This window comes from Pseudomonas sp. AC229, from assembly GCF_979254655.1.
This window is the reverse complement of sequence record NZ_CEEDHK010000001.1, coordinates 401,701-421,899: the sequence shown is the minus strand read 5'-3', so window position 1 is coordinate 421,899 and position 20,199 is coordinate 401,701. Positions and strand designations below refer to the sequence as shown.

The 20,199-nt window shown below is 61.2% G+C and carries 18 protein-coding genes; 6 read left to right on the top strand and 12 right to left on the bottom strand.

Features of this window, described 5'->3' with window-relative positions:
- Positions 1 to 97: 97 nt before the first annotated feature.
- The 7 genes from AC0IW7_RS01890 to AC0IW7_RS01860 form a co-directional block, all read right to left on the bottom strand.
- The gene (locus AC0IW7_RS01890; protein ID WP_463550489.1) at positions 98 to 1,072 is read right to left on the bottom strand and encodes a peptide ABC transporter ATP-binding protein; all 975 of its coding nucleotides are present in this window, start codon (positions 1,070 to 1,072) and stop codon (positions 98 to 100) included.
- Positions 1,069 to 2,070, bottom strand: a complete 1,002-nt coding sequence (locus AC0IW7_RS01885) for an ABC transporter ATP-binding protein (protein WP_471815498.1) — start codon at positions 2,068 to 2,070, stop codon at positions 1,069 to 1,071. Before AC0IW7_RS01885 ends, AC0IW7_RS01890 begins: the two co-directional genes overlap by 4 nt.
- A 10-nt stretch (positions 2,071 to 2,080) precedes the next feature.
- Positions 2,081 to 3,001: an ABC transporter permease subunit gene (locus tag AC0IW7_RS01880; protein ID WP_471815497.1), complete on the bottom strand. Its 921-nt coding sequence runs from the start codon at positions 2,999 to 3,001 to the stop codon at positions 2,081 to 2,083.
- Positions 3,002 to 3,014: 13 nt separating this feature from the next.
- Positions 3,015 to 4,025, bottom strand: coding sequence for an ABC transporter permease subunit (locus AC0IW7_RS01875; protein ID WP_122494397.1), 1,011 nt, complete (start codon positions 4,023 to 4,025; stop codon positions 3,015 to 3,017).
- Between the two features lie 538 nt (positions 4,026 to 4,563).
- The gene (locus AC0IW7_RS01870; protein ID WP_471815496.1) at positions 4,564 to 6,132 is read right to left on the bottom strand and encodes an ABC transporter substrate-binding protein; all 1,569 of its coding nucleotides are present in this window, start codon (positions 6,130 to 6,132) and stop codon (positions 4,564 to 4,566) included.
- A gap of 114 nt (positions 6,133 to 6,246) precedes the next feature.
- The gene (locus AC0IW7_RS01865; protein ID WP_471815495.1) at positions 6,247 to 7,848 is read right to left on the bottom strand and encodes an ABC transporter substrate-binding protein; all 1,602 of its coding nucleotides are present in this window, start codon (positions 7,846 to 7,848) and stop codon (positions 6,247 to 6,249) included.
- Between the two features lie 343 nt (positions 7,849 to 8,191).
- Positions 8,192 to 8,899, bottom strand: a complete 708-nt coding sequence (locus AC0IW7_RS01860; RefSeq protein WP_122494393.1) for an SIMPL domain-containing protein — start codon at positions 8,897 to 8,899, stop codon at positions 8,192 to 8,194.
- Positions 8,900 to 9,167: 268 nt separating this feature from the next.
- On the opposite strand from AC0IW7_RS01860, the gene AC0IW7_RS01855 reads away from it, so the two are divergent.
- From AC0IW7_RS01855 to AC0IW7_RS01845, 3 genes are all read left to right on the top strand, one after another.
- Complete coding sequence (locus AC0IW7_RS01855; protein ID WP_122494391.1) at positions 9,168 to 10,427, top strand: ATP-binding protein; 1,260 nt, start codon at positions 9,168 to 9,170, stop codon at positions 10,425 to 10,427.
- A gap of 13 nt (positions 10,428 to 10,440) precedes the next feature.
- Positions 10,441 to 11,001, top strand: a complete 561-nt coding sequence (locus AC0IW7_RS01850) for a response regulator transcription factor (protein WP_471815494.1) — start codon at positions 10,441 to 10,443, stop codon at positions 10,999 to 11,001.
- 116 nt (positions 11,002 to 11,117) lie between these two features.
- Positions 11,118 to 12,836 (top strand): ABC transporter ATP-binding protein/permease, encoded by a 1,719-nt coding sequence (locus AC0IW7_RS01845; protein ID WP_471815493.1) that lies wholly within the window; start codon positions 11,118 to 11,120, stop codon positions 12,834 to 12,836.
- A gap of 45 nt (positions 12,837 to 12,881) precedes the next feature.
- Here the strand turns inward: AC0IW7_RS01845 and AC0IW7_RS01840 are convergent, their stop codons facing one another.
- The 5 genes from AC0IW7_RS01840 to gatC form a co-directional block, all read right to left on the bottom strand.
- Positions 12,882 to 13,271, bottom strand: coding sequence for a carboxymuconolactone decarboxylase family protein (locus AC0IW7_RS01840; protein ID WP_471815492.1), 390 nt, complete (start codon positions 13,269 to 13,271; stop codon positions 12,882 to 12,884).
- Positions 13,272 to 13,288: 17 nt separating this feature from the next.
- Positions 13,289 to 13,693 carry a septal ring lytic transglycosylase RlpA family protein gene (locus AC0IW7_RS01835; RefSeq protein ID WP_471815491.1) on the bottom strand — a complete coding sequence of 135 codons (405 nt, stop codon included), beginning with the start codon at positions 13,691 to 13,693 and terminating at the stop codon, positions 13,289 to 13,291.
- 147 nt (positions 13,694 to 13,840) lie between these two features.
- The gene (gene gatB, locus AC0IW7_RS01830; RefSeq protein ID WP_471815490.1) at positions 13,841 to 15,286 is read right to left on the bottom strand and encodes an Asp-tRNA(Asn)/Glu-tRNA(Gln) amidotransferase subunit GatB; all 1,446 of its coding nucleotides are present in this window, start codon (positions 15,284 to 15,286) and stop codon (positions 13,841 to 13,843) included.
- Between the two features lie 11 nt (positions 15,287 to 15,297).
- Positions 15,298 to 16,749, bottom strand: a complete 1,452-nt coding sequence (gene gatA, locus AC0IW7_RS01825) for an Asp-tRNA(Asn)/Glu-tRNA(Gln) amidotransferase subunit GatA (RefSeq protein ID WP_471815489.1) — start codon at positions 16,747 to 16,749, stop codon at positions 15,298 to 15,300.
- Positions 16,750 to 16,777: 28 nt separating this feature from the next.
- Positions 16,778 to 17,065 (bottom strand): Asp-tRNA(Asn)/Glu-tRNA(Gln) amidotransferase subunit GatC, encoded by a 288-nt coding sequence (gene gatC, locus AC0IW7_RS01820; protein WP_471815488.1) that lies wholly within the window; start codon positions 17,063 to 17,065, stop codon positions 16,778 to 16,780.
- A 225-nt stretch (positions 17,066 to 17,290) separates the two neighbouring features.
- Here gatC and mreB point away from each other — a divergent pair, with 225 nt between their 5' ends.
- The 3 genes from mreB to mreD all read left to right on the top strand — a co-directional run bounded on the left by mreB (position 17,291) and on the right by mreD (position 20,192).
- Positions 17,291 to 18,328, top strand: a complete 1,038-nt coding sequence (mreB, locus tag AC0IW7_RS01815) for a rod shape-determining protein MreB (RefSeq protein ID WP_108096189.1) — start codon at positions 17,291 to 17,293, stop codon at positions 18,326 to 18,328.
- Positions 18,329 to 18,672: 344 nt separating this feature from the next.
- A complete protein-coding gene (mreC, locus tag AC0IW7_RS01810; RefSeq protein WP_471815605.1) occupies positions 18,673 to 19,707 on the top strand; it encodes a rod shape-determining protein MreC in 1,035 nt (344 codons plus the stop codon).
- Positions 19,704 to 20,192 carry a rod shape-determining protein MreD gene (gene mreD, locus AC0IW7_RS01805; protein ID WP_122494374.1) on the top strand — a complete coding sequence of 163 codons (489 nt, stop codon included), beginning with the start codon at positions 19,704 to 19,706 and terminating at the stop codon, positions 20,190 to 20,192. Before mreC ends, mreD begins: the two co-directional genes overlap by 4 nt.
- Positions 20,193 to 20,199: the final 7 nt, after the last annotated feature.

Below are 20,199 nucleotides of genomic sequence, written 5' to 3'. Positions count from 1 at the left end.
ATCGCGGCTAAAGCGGATCGCCGCCCGGCCGTTCCCACAGGTCTGCACCGTCCTGTGGGAGCGGCTTTAGCCTCGATGGGCTAGGCCGCGCTTCACCTCACAACCCGTTAATCACCTCGGCGTGGTGACACGCCACTTGCCGCGCATCGAGCAGGCGCAGTTGCGGCTCTTCGTTGATGCAACGTTCGGTGGCGTGTGGGCAGCGTTTGTGGAAGGCGCAGCCGCTCGGCGGGTTCAGCGGGTTGGGCAGTTCGCCGACGATTTTGATTTTCGGCTTGTCCGGATCCGGGTGAATGGTCGGGGTCGCCGACAGCAGCGCCTGGGTGTAGGGGTGCAGAGGCTTGGCGTAAATCTTCTCTTTCGGGCCCATTTCCGCCGGCCGGCCGAGGTACATCACCAGCACGTCATCGGCCACGTGCTGAACCACGGCAAGGTTGTGCGAGATGAACACATACGCGGTGTTGAACTCGGCTTGCAGGTCCATAAACAGGTTGAGCACCTGCGCCTGAATCGACACGTCCAGCGCCGAGGTCGGTTCATCGGCCACCAGCACTTTCGGGTTGAGCATCATGGCGCGGGCCAGGGCAATGCGTTGGCGCTGGCCGCCAGAAAACATGTGCGGGTAACGCTGGTAATGCTCAGGACGTAAACCGACCTGCTGCATCATGGCCTGCACTTTTTCGCGGCGTTCGCTGCGCGACAGATTGGTGTTGATCAACAGCGGCTCGGCCAACTGATCACCAATTTTTTGCCGCGGATTAAGCGAGGCGTAGGGGCTTTGGAAAACCATCTGCACGTCGCGGCGCAGTTGTTTGCGTTCGGCCTTGCTGGCGCCGTTCACTTCTTGTCCGCCGATTTGCAGCGAGCCGGAAGACGGCTCTTCGATCAGCGTCAGGGCGCGGGCCAGGGTCGATTTACCGCACCCGGATTCGCCGACCACGGCCAAGGTTTTGCCCGCTTCCAGTTCGAACGACACCCCGTTCAAGGCGCGCACGGTGGCGTGCGGTTGGAACAACCCACGGGAGACGTCGTAGTGGCGAGTAAGGTCGCGAGCCGTCAGTACTACGCTCATCGTGCGGGCTCCTGATTCTCTGGGTGGCTGGGTGCGGTGTTCTGGTTACGCGGGAAAAAGCAGCGCACTTCGCCAAGCTCGCTGGGGTCCAGCGCGGGGCGCAGGTCGCGGCATTTCTGTTGTACATACGGGCAGCGCGGGGACAGCAGGCAGCCCACCGGCCGGTCGTAACGGCCCGGCACGATGCCGGGCAGTGTGGCCAGGCGTTTGGCGCCCTGGCTGTGTTCCGGAATCGCGGCCAGCAGCGCTTCGGTGTAAGGGTGTGCCGGCGCGTCGAACAAGGCGGGCACTTGGCCGACCTCCACCGCTTGCCCGGCGTACATCACGCACACGCGGTTGGCGGTTTCTGCCACCACGGCCAGGTCGTGGGTAATCAGCACCAGTGCCATGTCTTTGTCCCGTTGCAGGTCGAGCAACAGGTCCATGATTTGCGCCTGAATGGTCACGTCCAGCGCGGTAGTCGGTTCATCGGCGATCAGCAGTTTCGGCTCGCCAGCAATCGCCATGGCAATCGCCACGCGCTGGCTCATGCCGCCCGAAAGTTGGTGCGGGTAAGCATTCAGGCGGCTGGCGGCGCCCGGAATTTCCACCCGTTCGAGCAGTTCCAGGGCGCGTTGGCGTGCGGCTTTGCCAGACAGGCCCAGGTGCTGACGAACCACTTCTTCAATCTGAAAGCCCACGGTGTAGCTGGGGTTCAGGGCAGTCATGGGGTCCTGGAAGACCATGGCCAGGTCTTTGCCGATGATCTTGCGGCGCTGGCGGCCTTTGAGCTTGAGCATGTCGTTGCCATCGAAGCTCAGGGCGTCGGCCTTGATGATGCCGGGGGCGTCGATCAGCCCCATCAGGGCCATCATGGTCACGGATTTACCGGAACCCGACTCGCCGACAATCGCCAGCACTTCGCCTTTTTCCACGCTCAGGTCGAGGCCGTCGACCACCGGTACCGCGTTGGCGTCGCCGAAGCGCACGCTCAGGTTTTTGATATTCAGCAGGCTCATTACGGGCTCCTCAAATGGCGTTCTTGAGTTTCGGGTCGAGCGCATCGCGCAACCCATCGCCCATCAAGTTGATTGCCAGCACGCTGAGCAAAATGGTCAGGCCCGGCAGGCTCACCACCCACCACGCGCGTTCGATGTAGTCGCGCGCCGAGGCCAGCATGGTGCCCCACTCAGGCGTCGGCGGTTGCACGCCCAAGCCGAGGAAGCCCAAGGCGGCGGCGTCGAGAATTGCCGACGAGAAACTCAGGGTCGCCTGCACAATCAGCGGCGCCATGCAGTTGGGCAGGACGGTGACAAACATCAGGCGGAACAGCCCGGCACCAGCCAGGCGCGCGGCCGTCACATAGTCACGGTTCAGCTCGCCCATCACCGCCGCGCGGGTCAGGCGCACATAGGAGGGCAGCGACACCACGGCAATGGCGATCACGGTGTTGATCAGGCCAGGGCCGAGAATGGCGACAATCGCCACGGCCAACAGCAGCGAGGGCAGGGCGAGCATCACGTCCATCACACGCATGATGGTCGGGCCGAGAATGCGCGGGAAGAAACCGCCCACCAGGCCGAGGAAAATGCCCGGAATCAGCGACATCAGTACCGAGGCCAAGCCGATCAGCAGCGACAGGCGGGCGCCGTGAATCAACCGCGACAGCAGATCGCGCCCCAGTTCATCGGTGCCCAGCAGGAATTGGCTATGGCCTTCGGCCACCCAGGCCGGCGGCGTGAGCAGGAAGTCACGGTATTGCTCACTCGGGTCGTGGGGCGCCACCCACGGCGCAAACAGCGCGCAAAACACAATCAGCAGCATAAACAGCAGGCCCGCCACGGCGCCTTTGTTGCGGGCGAAGTGCTGCCAGAATTCTTTCATTGGCGAGGGGTACAGGGTGCTCGGGTCGGCCAGTGCCGGCGCATTAGACGGTGCATTGGTAGTCATGGTCAGGCCTCCCTTAACGTTGATGGCGAATGCGTGGGTTGGCCAAGCCGTAGAGGATGTCCACTACGAAGTTGACCAAAATCACCAGGCAGGCGATCAGCAAAATGCCGTTCTGCACCACCGGGTAGTCACGCGCGCCAATCGACTCGATCAGCCACTTGCCGATGCCCGGCCAGGAGAAAATGGTTTCGGTCAGCACAGCGCCGGCCAACAGCGCGCCGATTTGCAGGCCGAATACGGTGAGTACCGGAATCAAGGCATTGCGCAGGCCATGGACAAAAATCACTCGGGTCGGCGACAAGCCTTTGGCCCGCGCGGTGCGCACGTAGTCTTCGCGCAGCACTTCGAGCATGGCCGAGCGGGTCATGCGCGCAATCACTGCCAGGGGAATGGTGCCCAGCACAATGGCGGGCAGAATCAGGTGGCGCAGGGCGTCGACAAACGCGCCTTCTTCATCGCTGAGCAGGGTGTCGATCAGCATGAAGCCGGTGACGGGTTCGATGTCGTACAGCAGGTCGATACGCCCCGACACGGGCGTCCAGCCCAGCCACACGGAGAAGAACATGATCAGCAGCAGGCCCCACCAGAAAATCGGCATGGAATAACCCGCCAGCGAAATGCCCATCACCCCATGGTCAAACAGCGAGCCGCGCTTGAGCGCCGCGATAACGCCAGCCAGCAAGCCCAAGGTGCCGGCGAACAGCAAGGCCGCCAGCGACAACTCCAACGTGGCCGGGAACAGGGTGAGGAATTCGTGCCACACGCTTTCACGCGTGCGCAACGACTCGCCCAGATTGCCTTGCGCCAGGTCGCCGATGTAATTCAGGTATTGCTCGTACAGCGGCTTGTTCAGGCCCAGACGCTCCAAGGCTTCGGCGTGCATCTGTGGGTCTACGCGGCGTTCACCCATCATCACTTCCACGGGGTCGCCGGGAATCAGGCGAATCAGGGAGAATGTCAGCAAGGTGATGCCAAAGAACGTGGGGATCAGTAACCCCAATCGTCGGGCAATGAAAGTGAACATCGCGGGGCGGTACTCCTGGTCTGGTGCAACTCATCAGCCGGTTAGGCATACCTGGCAGCGCAATGGGTCAGCGGCGCCGGGCGTTTTTTATGGCTTCGCGTGGGTGTGCGCGAGGCTGTTATGGGTCAGCGGGTGGGTAGTGGTGCCCGTGACGGTGGTGTTCGTTTTTACTCGTTTCGTTTTCGCTCCCCGCTAATGCTTGCGGGAGAAGTTTAGGTAGAGGGCAGGAAATCGCCGTTCACGCTGTGCACTGGGCTGATATCCAGCCCCCTCTCCCCAGCCCTCTCCCCGCTGGGGCGAGGGGGTTAACTGCGTTGCTACGTCTTCCTCGTTCGGTCCCCTCGCCCGCCTGCGGGAGAGGGTTAGGGAGAGGGCAGGCGTCTCGCGAACTATTGAGCCCAGCCTCGTACGCAGGTTCAGTCTCTGCGCGAGCCCTGGCGAAAAGGGCGCGTATTTTTCTCGCATTCGCCAACCCGTGCAACACAGCATAGGCACTGGCTGACGGCCGGCCTCGACGGCGGCGCGCAGGCTTGTAGGCTCATTCGGCAGAAGCACGGCGCTGCACCTTGGCGAAGTTGTTCGAGCCCATGGGGCTTAGCACAAAGCCCTGCACGTCACGGCGGATTACGCTGAATTGCTTCGGATGGGCCAGCGAAATCCACGGCGCCTGCTGATGAAAAATCCCAAGCGCCTGACGGTACAGTTCGGCACGCTGCGCCTGGTCACTGTTGAGTCGAGCCTGGGTAATCAGCGCGTCGAATTCGGCGTTGCACCAACCGGCCTGGTTCTCGCCAGAACGGGCGGCGGCGCAGGAGAGGTTGGGCGTCAGGAAGTTGTCCGGGTCGCCGTTGTCGCCGGCCCAGCCCATGAAAATCAGGTCGTGCTCGCCATTCTTGGCGCGCTTGAGCAGCTCGCCCCATTCGTACACGCGAATGGTGGCCTTGATGCCGAGTTGCGCCAGGTCGTTTTGCAGTAACTGAGCGCCGATACCGGGGTTGGGGTTGGTCGGGCCGCCGCCAGGACGGGTCCAGATCGTCAGTGCAAAACCGTCGCCATGCCCGGCTTCTTTCAATAGCTGCTTGGCTCGCTGCACGTCGTGCGGCCAGTCTTTGATAGTCGGGTCGCTGCCCCACAGCGTCGGCGGATAGGGCGCTACAGCCGGGGAGGCGCCGCCTTCGCCGAATTGCGCGCGCACATAGACGGCTTTGTCGAACGCCAGGTTGATGGCTTGGCGCACACGCACATCATCCAGCGGCGGGTGTCGGGTGTTGATACCGACATAGGCGGTGAGCAGCGAATCAAGCTCCAGCACCTTCAGGTCGGGTTCGGCACGCAGGGCGGGAATGTCGGTAGGGCGTGGATACACCGCCACCTGGCAATCATTGGCCTTCAGCCGTTGCAGGCGCACGTTCGGGTCGGGAGTGATGGCGAAAATCAGCCGCGTCAGCGTCGGGGCTCCATCCCAATAGTCGGGGTTGCTGCGAAAGCGGATCTGCGCGTCTTTGCTGTAGCGCTCGAACACAAACGGGCCGGTGCCGATGGGCTGTTGGTTCAGCTGTTCCGTGTTGCCGCTGGCCAGCAATTGCCCGGCGTATTCAGCGCTGTAAATGGACGCGAAACCCATGGCCAGGTTTGCCAAAAAGGGCGCTTGGGGGTGGTTGAGGGTAAACACTACCGTGCGCGCATCCGGTGCTTCGATGCGCGCGATCAGCGCGGCCATGCCCATGGCTTCGGCATAGGGAAAGCCGCGGGTGGCCAGCTTGTGCCACGGGTGCGTCGGGTCCAGCTGACGCTGAAAGCTCCAGAGCACATCCTCGGCATTAAATTCTCGGGTCGGCGTGAACGCCTTGTTGCGATGAAACTTCACCCCGGCCCGCAGGTGAAAGGTGTAGGTCAAACCGTCTTGGGAAATCTCCCAGCTTTCTGCCAGACCGGGGACGAGTTCAGTGCTGCCCGGTTTGAAATTGACCAAGCGATTGAACACCGTTTCTGACGATGCATCGGCCGTGGTCGCGGCGGTGTACTGCACGATGTCGAACCCTTCCGGGCTGGCTTCGGTGCAAACCACCAACGATTGTTCAGGCGCGGCAAAAACCGCAGGTGCCAAAAGACCGGCCGCTAGCAGCAGCGCCCTGAAAAAATGGGTATTTTTCGGAGTCTTCAAACAAGCGCCTCTGCAATCGAGACCGTCCGGCGAGATGCCGGACGGTCGACGCGATAGCTATTTCTCTACGCTGACGCCGTAGAAGGAGTTAAGCGCGAACGGGCTGATCTTGAAGTCCTTCACGCTTTTGCGCATCGGCTGGTAAACCGTGGAGTGGGCGATGGGAGTGATCGGCACCTGTGCTTTCAGCACCTGCTGAGCTTGCTTGTACAGCTCGGTGCGTTTGGCTTGGTCGGTGGTGCGTTTGGCGGCTACAACCAGCTTGTCGTAGTCCTGGTCACACCATTTGGAGAAGTTGTTGCCTTCTACCGCGTCGCAGCTGTAGAGGGTGCCCATCCAGTTATCGGGGTCACCGTTGTCGCCGCTCCAGCCGATCAACATGATGTCGTGCTCGCCGCCTTTGGCGCGCTTCATGTACTCGCCCCATTCGTAGCTGACGATCTTGGCCTTGATGCCAATTTTGGCCCAGTCAGCCTGCAGCATTTCAGCCATCAGCTTGGCGTTGGGGTTGTACGGACGCTGCACCGGCATGGCCCACAGGGTGAACTCGGTGCCCTCGGCAACGCCGGCTTCTTTAAGCAGCGCCTTGGCTTTTTCCGGATCGAAGGCCGGGTCTTTGATGCTGTTGTCGTAAGACCATTGGGTCGGCGGCATGCCGTTGGTGGCGAGCTGGCCGGCGCTTTGGTACACGGCGTCGATGATGCCTTTCTTGTTCACCGCCATGTCCAGCGCCTGACGCACTTTCAATTGCTCGAACGGTTTGTGCGTGACGTTATAAGCGATGTAGCCGAGGTTAAAGCCCGCTTGTTCTGGCAGCACCAGGTTGGGGTCTTTCTTCAACGATTCGAGGTCAGCCGGACGCGGGTTCAGGGTGATCTGGCACTCGTTGGCCTTGAGCTTTTGCATACGCACCGAGGCGTCGGTGACGATGGAGAAGATCAGGTTGTCGATCTTCACGTCTTCCGGCTTCCAGTAATCCTTGTTGGCCGTGTAACGAATCTGCGCGTCTTTCTGATAACGCTTGAACACGAACGGACCGGTGCCTACAGGCTTCTGGTTGATGTCCGAGGCTTTGCCGTCTTTGAGCAACTTGTCGGCGTATTCGGCCGAGAGGATGTCGGCGAAGCTCATGGCCAGGTTTTGAATGAACGCTGCATCGACCGCCGCGAGGGTGAACTTCACGGTTTTGGCGTCGATTTTCTCGACTTTGGTGATGTTGGTGTCCATGCCCATATCGGTGAAATACGGGAACTCGGTTGGGTAGGCCTTACGGAATGGATGTTCCTTGTTGAGCATGCGCTCGAAGGTGAACAGCACGTCGTCGGCGTTGAATTCGCGGGTCGGTTTGAAGTACTCGGTGGTGTGGAACTTCACGCCGTCGCGCAGGTGAAAGGTGTACGTGAGGCCGTCCGGAGACACTTCCCAACTGGTAGCCAGGCCTGGCTCAACAGCGGTGCCGCCGCGCTCGAACTGCGTCAGACGGTTGAACATGGTTTCGGCCGCCGCATCGAATTCGGTGCCGGTGGTGTACTGCGCGGCATCGAAGCCAGCGGGGCTGCCTTCAGAACAAAACACCAGGGTGCTGGCGGCGTGGGCGAAAGGAGCGCTGGTCAGCAATCCGCTTGCAAGTAACAAAGGAAGGGCAACTTTCTTTTGCATGGTGGCCTCAGGTTGTTGTCGTTTTTTGCGAGTTCGGCCTTCAGATCGTGAGCGACCGAGTGGCTGGAAAGTATGCAGGGCACATGCCCACTGCAAGCTGCATAGGTCAAAGAGTGTAGAACCTGTGGCGGGATCGTCTGAGGATGTCGCGTTTTTATAAGTGTTAGGAAGGTGACCGAGCGGTCGGGGGAGGGGGCGGCATCTGCCGGCGCGGCGAGTGCTTCGAAAAGGAGCACGGGGGTGTGGCGAAGAGCATCGCGGCTAAAGCCGCTCCTACACCTGTAAGAGCGGGCGGGCGGCGATCCGCATTAGCCGCGATTGGATCGTTCAGGCAACGCCGAACTTACTGCATCTGCACTTCAATCACGCCATCAGCCGCCACCGTCACTTCACTGGTGCCCGCTTCAATTTCCTGCGGCGCCGCTGATTTGCTCATGCTGGACATGGCCTCCATGCGCATCGGGCGGATCGGTTGGAAGCCGGCGCTGTTGAGGTTCAGGCTCACCAGTTTGTAGCTCTTGCCGCCCACGGCTGCGGTGGCGATGTCGGCGCGTGCTTTGAAGGCGGCAACGGCTTCTTTGAGCAGTTCGTCTTCGCTCTTTTTGCGGGTGGCGTTGGAGATAGCGAAGTCCATGCTGGCGACTTTCAGGTCTTTCAGCAGGTCGGCGGTGAGGGTGGACAGGGCGGCGAAGTCGCTGCTTTCCAGGCGAATTTCGCCGCGCTCGCGCCAGCCGGTGATTTTCTGGCCGTCGTTATCGTAGATCGGGTAGCTGTTGCGGCTGCCGAGTTTCACCGTCACGCCTTTGGCTTGGCGGGCGCGTTCCACGGCGATGTTGAGGGTTTCACTGGTGGCAGCGGCGAGCTTGGCCGGGTCACTGTTTTGCGCTTCGGTGTAGAGCGTGACGTTCATCAGGTCGTGCGGCACGTCCTGATTGACTTCGGCGCGCAGGGAAACCTGGTTGTAACGCGCCTCATCGGCATGGCTGGGCAGCGCCGTGAGGGTGGCGGCACTGAGGGCGATGGCAGCGGTAAGGCGGCTGAGCGAAGACATGCAAACTCCTTATGGGCACAGGGCAGGGTTACGCGGTTCAGACTGTAGCGGCAGGGGCGGGTTCCGTCACGGTGCCGCTCGCGCAGGAGCGACCTCTGTCGCGAATTCTGCGTGCAACGCTGGAAATCACGTTTGCAGGGTTCGCCAGCAAGCTGGCTCCTACGGGGGCTGTATTGAATGGCGTTGCGACGGGTTGCCGCACTTGGCGCGGTTTGTCGCACTGCTGGTTATACTCGCCCGTCGTTTGTGGCTCTCATCAGGAGCGCTCATGCTCGCCCCCGTGTTGTTGCTTTCCGCCAGCCGCCAGAATCTATGGCGCTTGAGCCTGATCCGCGTGCTGGTGCTGGCCGCGCAGGCCACCTCGGTGGGCGTCGCCTACCTGCTCGACCTCTTGCCACTGCCGTGGCTGCCGCTGTGTTTGACCCTCGTCTGTTCAGCCGTGCTGTGTTGCCTCACCGCCTTACGGTTGCGTGGGCCATGGCCGGTGACCGAGCTGGAATATGCCGGGCAACTGGCGTGCGACCTGCTGATTCACAGCGTATTGCTGTACTACTCCGGCGGCTCGACCAACCCCTTCGTTTCCTATTACCTGGTGCCGCTGACCATCGCCGCCGCTACCTTGCCGTGGCTGTATTCCATGGTGCTCAGCGGCCTGGCATTGAGCGGCTACACCGCGTTGCTGATTTGGTATCACCCGCTGCACCTGCATGGCGTGCAGCACGAGGCGATGTTGATCAGCCTGCACCTGTTTGGCATGTGGCTGAACTTCGCGCTGTCGGCGGCGTTCATTACCTTCTTCGTGGTGAAAATGGCCGGCGCGGTGCGGCGTCAGGTGCAGTTGCAGGCCGAGCGTCGTGAGGAAAGCATGCGCGACCAACAACTGCTCGCGGTGGCCACGCAAGCAGCCGGCGCCGCGCACGAGCTGGGCACGCCGCTGGCGACCATGAGTGTGTTGATCAAAGAGCTGCGCCGCGAGCATCCTGATCCGCTGCTGCAAGAAGACCTGGCCGTGCTGCAAGAACAGGTGAGCCTGTGCAAAGACACCTTGCAGCAACTGGTGCGCGCCGCCGAGGCCGACCGCCGCCTGACCGTGGAAGAACAGTCGGTGGCCAGTTGGCTGGAAACCACGCTTAACCGCTGGCACCTGATGCGCCCCGAAGCCACCTACCGTTATCAAATTCTCGGCATCGGCGCGGTACCGCGTTTGGCGCCGCCGCCAGACCTCACCCAAGCCCTGCTCAACTTGCTGAACAACGCCGCCGACGCCTGCGCCGACAAGCTCGACATTCGCGTGGATTGGAACGTGCTGGAAATGTGCATCAGCATTCGCGACCACGGCGCCGGCGTGCCGCTGGCCATTGCCGAGCAACTCGGCAAACCCTTTATCACCACCAAAGGCAAAGGCTTTGGCCTGGGTCTGTTCTTGAGCCAGGCCAGCGTCACGCGGGCTGGCGGTTCGGTGAAACTCTACAATCATGAAGACGGCGGCACGCTTACCGAGCTGCGCCTGCCTCGTCAGCCAAGCTGAACCGGAGAAGCCAATGAGCGAAGAAACCCCCATCGAAGGCGAAGAGCAACCGCACCTGCTGCTGGTCGATGACGACGAAACCTTCACCCGCGTAATGGCCCGCGCCATGAGTCGCCGCGGCTTGCGCGTGTCGATTGCCGGCTCCGCCGAAGCTGGCCTGGCGTTGGCCGAGCAGGATATTCCCGATTACGCCGTGCTCGATCTGAAAATGGAAGGCGACTCCGGGCTGGTGCTGCTGCCGAAATTGCTCGCATTAGATGCAGAAATGCGCGTGGTGATTCTCACCGGTTATTCCAGCATCGCCACCGCCGTGGAGGCGATCAAGCGCGGCGCCTGCAACTACCTGTGCAAGCCCGCCGACGCCGATGACGTGCTGACGGCGCTGGTGTCTGAACATGCCGACCTTTCCACTCTGGTGCCGGAAAACCCGATGTCGGTGGACCGCCTGCAGTGGGAGCACATCCAGCGCGTATTGGGCGAACACGACGGCAATATCTCGGCCACCGCGCGTGCGTTGGGCATGCACCGTCGGACGCTACAGCGCAAATTGCAGAAGCGTCCGGTACGGCGCTGAACTGGCCGCGAGACATGCTATCCAAGGGGGCTGGAAACTGTCTTAATCAGCGCCCCCCTATGCAGTAAAGCGCCTGGTTAGGCGCTTTTTTTTCATCCCTGTCTTGAGTGCCATCCATGAGTAAGAACGCCGAATATTCAGCGGTCAATGATGCGCTGCCCAGCCACTTTTTCTCCCGCGTCTGGCACCTCGCCAGCGCCTACTGGCGCAGCGAAGAAAAAGGCATGGCCTGGTTGTTGTTGATTGCAGTGATCGCCATGTCGCTGGTGGGCGTGGCGATTTCGGTGTGGTTCAACAGTTGGTACCGCGACTTCTACAACGCCCTGCAGAACAAAGACCTTGAAGCTTTTACCCGGCTGATTCTGTACTTCTGCGGCATTGCGGCGGTGGCGATTCTGATCGCGGTGTACAAGCTGTACCTCACGCAGATGCTGACCATCCGCTGGCGTCGCTGGCTCACGGAAAAACACTTTGCCGCCTGGTTGGCGCACAAGAACTACTACCGCCTCGAGCAAGCTGGCTACACCGATAACCCGGACCAACGTCTGGCTGAAGACCTCAACAGCTTTACCGACAGCACGCTGAGCCTTGGCCTGGGGCTGATTCGCAACGTGGTCAGTCTGGTGTCGTTCTCGGTGATTCTGTGGGGCGTGTCCGGCAGCATGGAAATCTTTGGCATCGACGTGCCGGGCTATATGTTCTGGGCGGCGCTGCTGTATGCGCTGGTCGGCAGTTGGCTGGTGCACTTGGTGGCGCGGCGTTTGATCGTGCTCAACAACAACCAGCAACGCTACGAAGCCGACCTGCGTTTTGGCCTGGTGCGTATTCGCGAAAACGCTGAAAGCATTGCCCTGTACAACGGCGAGCAAAACGAACAGCAGCGGCTGATGGGGCGTTTCACCAAAGTGTGGAGCAACTTTTGGGAGCTGATGAAGGTGCAGAAGCGCCTGACATTCTTCAGTTCGGGCTATGGCCAGATCGCCATTATCTTTCCCATGATCGTCGCAGCCCCGCGCTATTTCGCCGGCAAGATTCAGCTTGGCGACCTTATGCAAATCAATTCGGCGTTCAGCAACGTGCAGGAAAGCATGAGTTGGTTTATCGACGCCTACGCCAGCCTCGCGGCATGGCGCGCCACCTGCGACCGGATTCTGAGCTTCCGTCAGGCGCTGGCCGAGGGCGAGCATCTGGACGCCAATCCGGCGATTACCCGCAGTCGCAACGTCGAGCAACTGAGCCTGAACCAAGTGCAGCTGAGCCTCGCCGATGGCCGCGTATTGCTGAACCCCACGTCGCTGAATATTGCACCGGGCGAACACGTGTTAATCAGCGGCGCCTCCGGCAGCGGCAAGAGCACCTTGCTGCGTGCGCTTAGCGGCTTGTGGCCATTCGGCAAGGGCGCCTTGAACGTGCCGGACAGCAGCCTGTTTTTGCCGCAAAAACCGTATCTGCCGATTGGCAGCCTGCGCGCGGCGCTGAGTTATCCGCAGGCCGAAAACACCTATTCCACTGAACGCCTGCACGAGGTGTTGCAAGCCTGCAACCTGGCGCACCTCACTGGTCGCCTAGAAGAAGAAAATCACTGGGAGCGCGTGCTCTCGCCGGGCGAACAACAGCGCGTCGCCATTGCCCGTGCGTTGCTGGTGGAGCCGCGTTGGTTGTTCCTCGACGAAGCCACGTCGGCCATGGACGAGGCCAATGAGACGGCGGTGTACCGCCTGCTGACTGACAAGTTGCCCGGCAGCAGCCTGATCAGCATTGGCCACCGGGGCAGCCTCAAGCAATTCCATGGGCGCCAGTTGCGTCTGGAAGAGCAGGGGCTTGTGGAGGCTTAGTGGTTTGGTCGTGAGTGTTGGGCTTCGCCTTTGGCTGAGCCCAACCTACGGTTTTGGTGGGGCCGGTTCGTAGCTTTCGATAACTTCCTGCGCGGCACGGAAGGCGTCGATGGTGGCCGGCACGCCGGCGTAGACGGCGCAGTGCAGCAGCGCTTCGCGAATTTCTTCGACCGTGCAGCCATTGTTCAGCGCGCCGCGCACATGGCCCTTCAGCTCTTGCGGGCATTTCAGGGCGGTAAGGGCGGCGAGGGTAATCAGACTGCGGGTTTTTAGCGGCAAGCCTTCACGGCTCCAGACTGAACCCCAGGCGTGCTCGTTGACGAAGTCTTGCAGCGGCTGGGTGAAGTCGGTGGCGTTGTTCAAGGCGCGGTCGACGAAGGCATCGCCCATCACCTGGCGGCGCATCTGCTCGCCGCTTTTAGGTTGTTCGCTCATAGCGTTTCCTCACGAAATCAGTCGAGACTCTGCACACGCACCGTGGCTACGCCGCTGCGCACCATGCCCAGTTGTTCGGCGGCGGCATGGGATACGTCGATCAAGCGTTTGCGGCTGTAAGGGCCGCGGTCGTTGACGCGCAGAATTACGGATTTGTTGTTGTCCAGATTGGTCACCCGAACCTGCGTGCCGAAGGGCAGGGTGCGGTGGGCGGCGGTCAGTTGCGTCTGATCGAAGCGCTCGCCGCTGGCGGTTTTCTTGCCGTGGTGACGGGCGCCGTAATACGAGGCTTCGCCGCGTTCATCGTAATGACCGCTATAAGCCGGGGTGTTATCGCTGGGGCTCGGGCTGCCGCGAAAGGAGGGGGTGGTACAGGCGCTCAACAGCGCGAGAAAGCTTCCTGCTACTAGAACGCGCCACATACCTGTGTCTCCGTGTTGGGGTGGGAACAAAGCCTAAAACCCTCTCCCCCGACCCCTCTCCCGCGAGCGGGCAGAGGGGAGCTACGGCAACTCGGTCTGGTTCCCTCCGCCCGCTTGCGGGAGAGTGCTAGGGAGAGGGTTTTGCCGTTAACCTTCCAGCTTCTGCTTCAACAGCTCATTAACCTGCTGCGGGTTGGCCTTGCCTTTAGAAGCTTTCATCGCCTGGCCCACAAAGAAGCCGAACATCTTGCCGCGCTTGGCTTCATCGGCGGCGCGGTACTGTTCAACCTGCTCGGCGTTGGCCGCCAGCATTTCATCGAGCACGGCGGAAATGGCGCCGCTGTCGGTGACTTGCTTGAGACCCTTGGCTTCGATGATTTGATCTGCACTGCCTTCGCCATTGGCCATGGCTTCAAAGACCATCTTGGCGATCTTGCCGGAGATGGTGTTGTCTTTGATGCGCAGCAACATGCCGCCCAGTTGCTCGGCGCTCACCGGCGAGGCGTCGATTTCCACGCCTTGTTTGTTGAGCAGGCTGCCCAGCTCCACCATCACCCAGTTGGCCGCCAGCTTGGCGTCACCGCTGATGCTGACCACTTGCTCGAAGTAATCGGCTTGCTCGCGGCTGGAAGCCAGCACGCTGGCGTCGTAGGCCGACAAACCGAACTGCGCCTGGAAGCGCTCGCGTTTTTGCGGCGGCAGCTCCGGCAGGGTGGCGCGGGTGGTGTCGAGGAAGGCGTTGTCGATGATCACCGGCAGCAAGTCAGGGTCGGGGAAGTAACGGTAGTCGTTGGCTTCTTCCTTGCTGCGCATGGCGCGGGTTTCGTCTTTGTTCGGGTCGTACAGACGGGTTTGCTGAATGACCTTGCCGCCGTCTTCGATCAGCTCGATCTGGCGCTGCACTTCGCTGTTGATCGCCTTCTCGATAAAGCGGAACGAGTTGACGTTCTTGATCTCGCAACGCGTGCCGAATTCGACCTGGCCTTTGGGGCGAACCGACACGTTGCAGTCGCAACGCAGCGAACCTTCGGCCATGTTGCCGTCGCAAATGGCCAGATAACGCACCAGCGCGTGAATGGCTTTCACATAGGCCACCGCCTCTTTGGCGCTGCGCATGTCTGGCTCGGAAACAATCTCCAGCAGCGGCGTGCCCGCGCGGTTGAGGTCGATGCCGCTCATGCCGCTGAAGTCTTCGTGCAGGCTTTTACCGGCGTCTTCTTCCAGGTGCGCGCGGGTGATGCCGACGCGTTTGACGGTGCCGTCTTCCAGGGTGATATCCAGGTGGCCCTTGCCGACGATGGGCAATTCCATCTGGCTGATCTGGTAGCCCTTGGGCAGGTCAGGGTAGAAGTAGTTTTTGCGGGCAAACACGTTGTGTTGGCCGATCTCGGCATCAATGGCCAGACCGAATTTCACGGCCATGCGCACGGCTTCTTCGTTGAGCACCGGCAGCACGCCGGGCATGCCCAGGTCGATCAGGCTGGCCTGGGTGTTCGGCGCTTGACCAAAGGTGGTGGCGCTGCCGGAAAAAATCTTCGATTGGGTGGCGAGCTGGGTGTGAATCTCCAGCCCGATAACAACTTCCCATTGCATGGTGTTTCTCCTCAGAAGCCTGTCGGTGTGCGCGTGTGCCAGTCAGTGTTGAGCTGATACTGGTGAGCGACGTTGAGCAGGCGACCTTCCTGGAAGTAGGGCGCGAGCAGTTGTACGCCAACCGGCAAACCGTCGACGAAACCCGCCGGCATGGAAATGCCCGGCAAGCCCGCAAGGTTGGCGGTGATGGTGTAGACGTCTTCGAGGTAGGCGGCGACCGGGTCGTTGTTCTTCGCGCCGATTTTCCAGGCCGGGTTGGGCGTGGTTGGGCCGAGGATCACGTCCACATCCTGGAACGCGGCCATAAAGTCGTTCTTGATCAGGCGACGAATTTTCTGCGCTTGCAGGTAATAGGCGTCGTAGTACCCGGCAGACAATGCGTACGCGCCGACCATGATGCGCCGCTGCACTTCGGCACCGAAGCCTTCGGCGCGCGAGCGCTTGTAGAGGTCGGTGAGGTCTTTGGGGTCTTCGCAGCGGTAGCCGAAACGCACGCCGTCAAAACGCGAAAGGTTGGAAGACGCTTCTGCCGGAGCGATGACGTAGTACGCCGGAATCGCGTGCTGCATGTTTGGCAGGCTGATTTCCTTAACCACGGCACCAAGTGCTTCCAGTTGTTTGACGCTGGCGTGAATCAGCTCGGCAATGCGCGGATCCAGGCCTTCGCCGAAGTATTCCTTGGGCAGACCGATGCGCAGGCCTTTGAGCGAGTCGTTGAGGGTGGCGGCGTAATCCGGCACGGGCTCGTCGACGCTGGTGGAATCTTTCGCGTCGAAACCGGCCATGCCTTGCAGCAGCAGGGCGCAGTCTTCAGCGGTGCGGGCCAATGGGCCGCCTTGGTCGAGGCTCGATGCGTAGGCAATCATGCCCCAGCGCGAAACACGGCCGTAGGTGGGCTTGAGGCCGGTGAGGTTGGTCAGTGCGGCGGGCTGGCGGATCGAGCCGCCGGTGTCGGTGCCGGTTGCGGCTGGCAGCAGGCGCGCGGCGACGGCAGCCGCCGAACCACCGGACGAGCCGCCCGGTACGTGCTCAAGATTCCACGGGTTTTTCACCGCGCCGTAATGGCTCGACTCGTTGGCCGAGCCCATGGCGAATTCGTCCATGTTGGTTTTGCCCAGGCTCACGGCGCCGGCGGCGGCGAGCTTGGCGACCACGGTGGCATCGTACGGGGCAGTGAAGTTGTCGAGCATTTTCGAGCCGCAGCTGGTGCGAATGCCCTGGGTGCAGAACAAATCTTTATGCGCCAGGGGCGCGCCGAGCAGGGCGCCGGTTTCGCCGCCGGCACGACGGGCGTCAGCGGCTTTGGCCTGCTGCAACGCGCTGTCTTGGGTCACGGTAATAAAGCTGTTGAGCTGTGGGTCGAGTGCGGCGATACGCGCCAGCAAACTGCGGGTCAGCTCTTCGGAAGAGAATTTCTTGGCTTCGAGGCCACGGGCAATCTCGGCCAGGGTCAGTTGGTGCATGTCCACGTCCTTACTCACTCGATAACCCTCACTCGATTACTTTCGGAACCAGATACAGGCCGTCTTGCACGGCCGGGGCGATGGCTTGGTAAGCGTCGCGCTGATTCTGTTCGGTGACGGTGTCTTCACGCAGGGGCTGGGTTGCTTCCAGCGGGTGGGCCAGCGGCTCGATGCCGGTGGTATCGACCGCTTGCATGCGGTCGATGAGGCCCAGAATGTTATTCAGTGTTTCGGTGGTGCGAGGGATATCGGCTTCGTTCAGACCCAGTCGGGCCAGATGAGCGATTTTCTCCACCTCGGAGCGTTCGAGCGCCATCGGGTGTTCTCCAATTAAATAGAACGGCCTGCGAGAGGCGAGTAGAAGTCCGTAGGGAATGTCGTACGGAACGGATAAGATCAGCGCGCGGTCATAAGCCGCTAACTGGGCGCTAATGCCGGGAAAAGGCGGCAATTTAACATATTGGCGCCTTGCCCAAAATCCCCGTCGTTGTTAGAGTTTGCCGCACTTTTTTACCCACGCGTTGCCTAGGGTCCCTATCCCATGTTTAAGAAACTGCGTGGCATGTTTTCCAGTGATCTTTCGATCGACCTGGGCACTGCCAATACCCTGATTTATGTTCGCGAACGCGGCATCGTGCTGAACGAGCCATCCGTGGTCGCCATCCGTACCCACGGCAACCAGAAGAGTGTCGTGGCAGTCGGAACCGAGGCCAAGCGCATGCTCGGCCGTACCCCCGGCAACATCGCAGCCATTCGCCCCATGAAAGACGGCGTGATCGCCGACTTCAGCGTCTGCGAAAAAATGCTGCAGTACTTCATCAATAAAGTGCACGAAAACAGCTTCCTGCAGCCCAGCCCTCGCGTGCTGATCTGCGTACCGTGCAAATCCACCCAAGTTGAACGTCGCGCCATTCGCGAATCGGCCCTCGGTGCCGGTGCCCGTGAAGTGTTTCTGATTGAAGAGCCGATGGCCGCTGCCATTGGTGCCGGCCTGCCGGTAGAAGAAGCACGCGGTTCCATGGTGGTCGACATCGGTGGTGGTACCACTGAAATCGCCCTCATCTCCCTCAACGGTGTGGTGTATGCCGAATCCGTGCGTGTGGGCGGCGACCGTTTCGACGAAGCGATCATCACCTACGTGCGCCGTAACTACGGCAGCCTCATCGGTGAATCCACCGCTGAGCGCATCAAGCAGGAAATCGGTACCGCCTACGCTGGCGGCGAATTGCGCGAAGTTGACGTACGTGGCCGCAACCTGGCCGAAGGCGTACCGCGCAGCTTCACCCTGAACTCCAACGAAGTGCTCGAAGCGTTGCAAGAGTCGCTGGCCACCATCGTGCAAGCGGTGAAAAGCGCCCTCGAACAATCGCCGCCGGAACTGGCTTCCGACATCGCCGAGCGCGGTCTGGTGCTGACCGGTGGTGGCGCCTTGCTGCGTGACCTCGACAAACTGCTGGCTCAGGAAACTGGCCTGCCGGTGATCGTTGCTGAAGACCCGCTGACGTGCGTAGCACGCGGTGGCGGCAAGGCCCTCGAGATGATGGATCGTCATACGATGGATCTGCTTTCCAGCGAATGAGTCCCAGGCCTTGAGAAAACTACTGCGCTCGGTTACGCCGCGTTAAAAACAGTTTCACAATGCTCATTGGCTACAGCCAACTCCGCTTGTTCATCTGTTTTCGCCTCGCGTACCCTTCGCTCGCTACGTTTTCACAAGACCTGAACATTAAAAAAGCATGGCTGTTGGGCCCACTCCGGTGGGCTCATTGCATTTAAGTCGGTCACTGCCGTTACACTTCGCGCTTCAGAATCCACGCCCACCAGCCAGCGATGCGGACCGTATGAATATTCACTTCAGCGTCGGAGCAATCAGCCATTAAGCCGCTCTTTGCCAAAGGACCGTCATTGGGTGTGCGCCTGCTGGTGCTGGTTGTGCTGTCGGCCACGCTGATGGTGGTCGACGCCCGTTTCGAATCCCTCAAGCCCATGCGCAGCCAGCTCGGTCTGGTGCTGACGCCGTTCTATTGGCTGGCGGATTTCCCCGTGCGTATGTGGGATGGCGCCACCGCGCAATTCACCAGCCGTAGCGAGTTGCTCGGCGAAAACGAAAAACTCAAAGCCGAAGCGCTGTTGATGCAGCGTCGCCTGCAAAAGCTGGCCGCGCTCACCGAACAGAACGTGCGCCTGCGCGAATTGCTCAATTCGTCGTCCCTGGTGGATGAGAAAGTTTTGGTGGGCGAGCTGATTGGCGTCGACCCCCACCCCTTCACCCATCGCATCTTGATTGATAAAGGCGGCAAAGATGGCGTGTTCCTCGGCCAGCCGGTGCTCGATGCGCGGGGCCTGATGGGCCAGGTGGTTGAAGTGATGCCGTACACCTCCCGCGTGTTGCTGCTCACCGACATCACCCACAGCATTCCCGTGCAGGTGAACCGCAATGGCCTGCGCGCCATTGCCAGTGGCACCGGCAACCCGGAACGCCTGGAGCTGCGCCATGTCGCCGACACGGCAGACATTAAGGAAGGCGATCTGCTGGTGAGTTCCGGTCTGGGCCAGCGCTTCCCAGCCGGCTACCCAGTGGCCGTGGTCAAAGAAGTGGTGCACGACTCTGGCCAGCCCTTCGCCATCGTTCGTGCTGTTCCCACTGCCGCGCTGAACCGCAGCCGTTATGTGCTGCTGGTGTTTACCGACACCCGCACGCCGGAACAGCGCGCGACGGATTCGGCCGAAGCGCAAGAAAAGGTTGATCGCCAGGCTGAACAGAAAGCCGCTGAGGCCCTGCAAAATGAAGGCGCCGGCTCCCCGCCAGCGCCGTCACCCGCGCCCGCTGCCACGCCTGCCCCCGCTGGCGCAGCTGCTCCAAGCCCGGCGCCGACGGCGCCTGCCAAGCCGGCGACTACGCCGGCCAAACCTGCCGCCACACCGGCCAAACCCGCCACTCAGGGAGAGCGTCGATGATTGGTCTGCGTCCACGTAATGGCTGGGTGATCTGGTTTAGCCTCGGTCTGGCGCTGCTGCTCAGCGTCGCGCCATTGCCAGATTTTATGGAAGTGGGCCGTCCGCTGTGGCCCGCCTTGATCCTCACGTATTGGGTGTTGGCCCTGCCGCACCGCGTGGGCATGACCACCGCTTGGTTGCTCGGGCTAGGCGTCGACGTGTTGTATGGCACATTGCTCGGCCAGAACGCGCTGATCCTCACCCTAGTGACCTTCCTTGTGCTCAACCTGCATCAGCGCCTGCGCATGTTCCCCATGTGGCAACAAAGCCTGGTGCTGCTGGTGGTGTTTGGCTTGGCCCAACTGGTGCAGTTGTGGCTCAATGCGTTGACTGGCAACCGGCCGCCCACCTTGGCTTTTGTGCTGCCCGCGCTGGTCAGCGCGCTGCTCTGGCCGTGGGTGTCGGTGGCCTTGCGCGGTGTGCATCAGCGTTTGAACGTCAACTAAGCGGGGC

Coding starts and splice junctions, on each gene's coding strand:
- AC0IW7_RS01850 (WP_471815494.1), top strand. CDS start 10,441: ATGAGCGAAGAAACCCCCATCGAAGGCGAAGAGCAACCGCACCTGCTG.
- AC0IW7_RS01880 (WP_471815497.1), bottom strand. CDS start 3,001: ATGACTACCAATGCACCGTCTAATGCGCCGGCACTGGCCGACCCGAGC.
- mreD (WP_122494374.1), top strand. CDS start 19,704: ATGATTGGTCTGCGTCCACGTAATGGCTGGGTGATCTGGTTTAGCCTC.
- AC0IW7_RS01890 (WP_463550489.1), bottom strand. CDS start 1,072: ATGAGCGTAGTACTGACGGCTCGCGACCTTACTCGCCACTACGACGTC.
- AC0IW7_RS01865 (WP_471815495.1), bottom strand. CDS start 7,848: ATGCAAAAGAAAGTTGCCCTTCCTTTGTTACTTGCAAGCGGATTGCTG.
- gatB (WP_471815490.1), bottom strand. CDS start 15,286: ATGCAATGGGAAGTTGTTATCGGGCTGGAGATTCACACCCAGCTCGCC.
- gatC (WP_471815488.1), bottom strand. CDS start 17,065: ATGGCGCTCGAACGCTCCGAGGTGGAGAAAATCGCTCATCTGGCCCGA.
- AC0IW7_RS01885 (WP_471815498.1), bottom strand. CDS start 2,070: ATGAGCCTGCTGAATATCAAAAACCTGAGCGTGCGCTTCGGCGACGCC.
- gatA (WP_471815489.1), bottom strand. CDS start 16,749: ATGCACCAACTGACCCTGGCCGAGATTGCCCGTGGCCTCGAAGCCAAG.
- AC0IW7_RS01845 (WP_471815493.1), top strand. CDS start 11,118: ATGAGTAAGAACGCCGAATATTCAGCGGTCAATGATGCGCTGCCCAGC.
- AC0IW7_RS01875 (WP_122494397.1), bottom strand. CDS start 4,025: ATGTTCACTTTCATTGCCCGACGATTGGGGTTACTGATCCCCACGTTC.
- AC0IW7_RS01855 (WP_122494391.1), top strand. CDS start 9,168: ATGCTCGCCCCCGTGTTGTTGCTTTCCGCCAGCCGCCAGAATCTATGG.
- mreB (WP_108096189.1), top strand. CDS start 17,291: ATGTTTAAGAAACTGCGTGGCATGTTTTCCAGTGATCTTTCGATCGAC.
- AC0IW7_RS01840 (WP_471815492.1), bottom strand. CDS start 13,271: ATGAGCGAACAACCTAAAAGCGGCGAGCAGATGCGCCGCCAGGTGATG.
- AC0IW7_RS01860 (WP_122494393.1), bottom strand. CDS start 8,899: ATGTCTTCGCTCAGCCGCCTTACCGCTGCCATCGCCCTCAGTGCCGCC.
- AC0IW7_RS01835 (WP_471815491.1), bottom strand. CDS start 13,693: ATGTGGCGCGTTCTAGTAGCAGGAAGCTTTCTCGCGCTGTTGAGCGCC.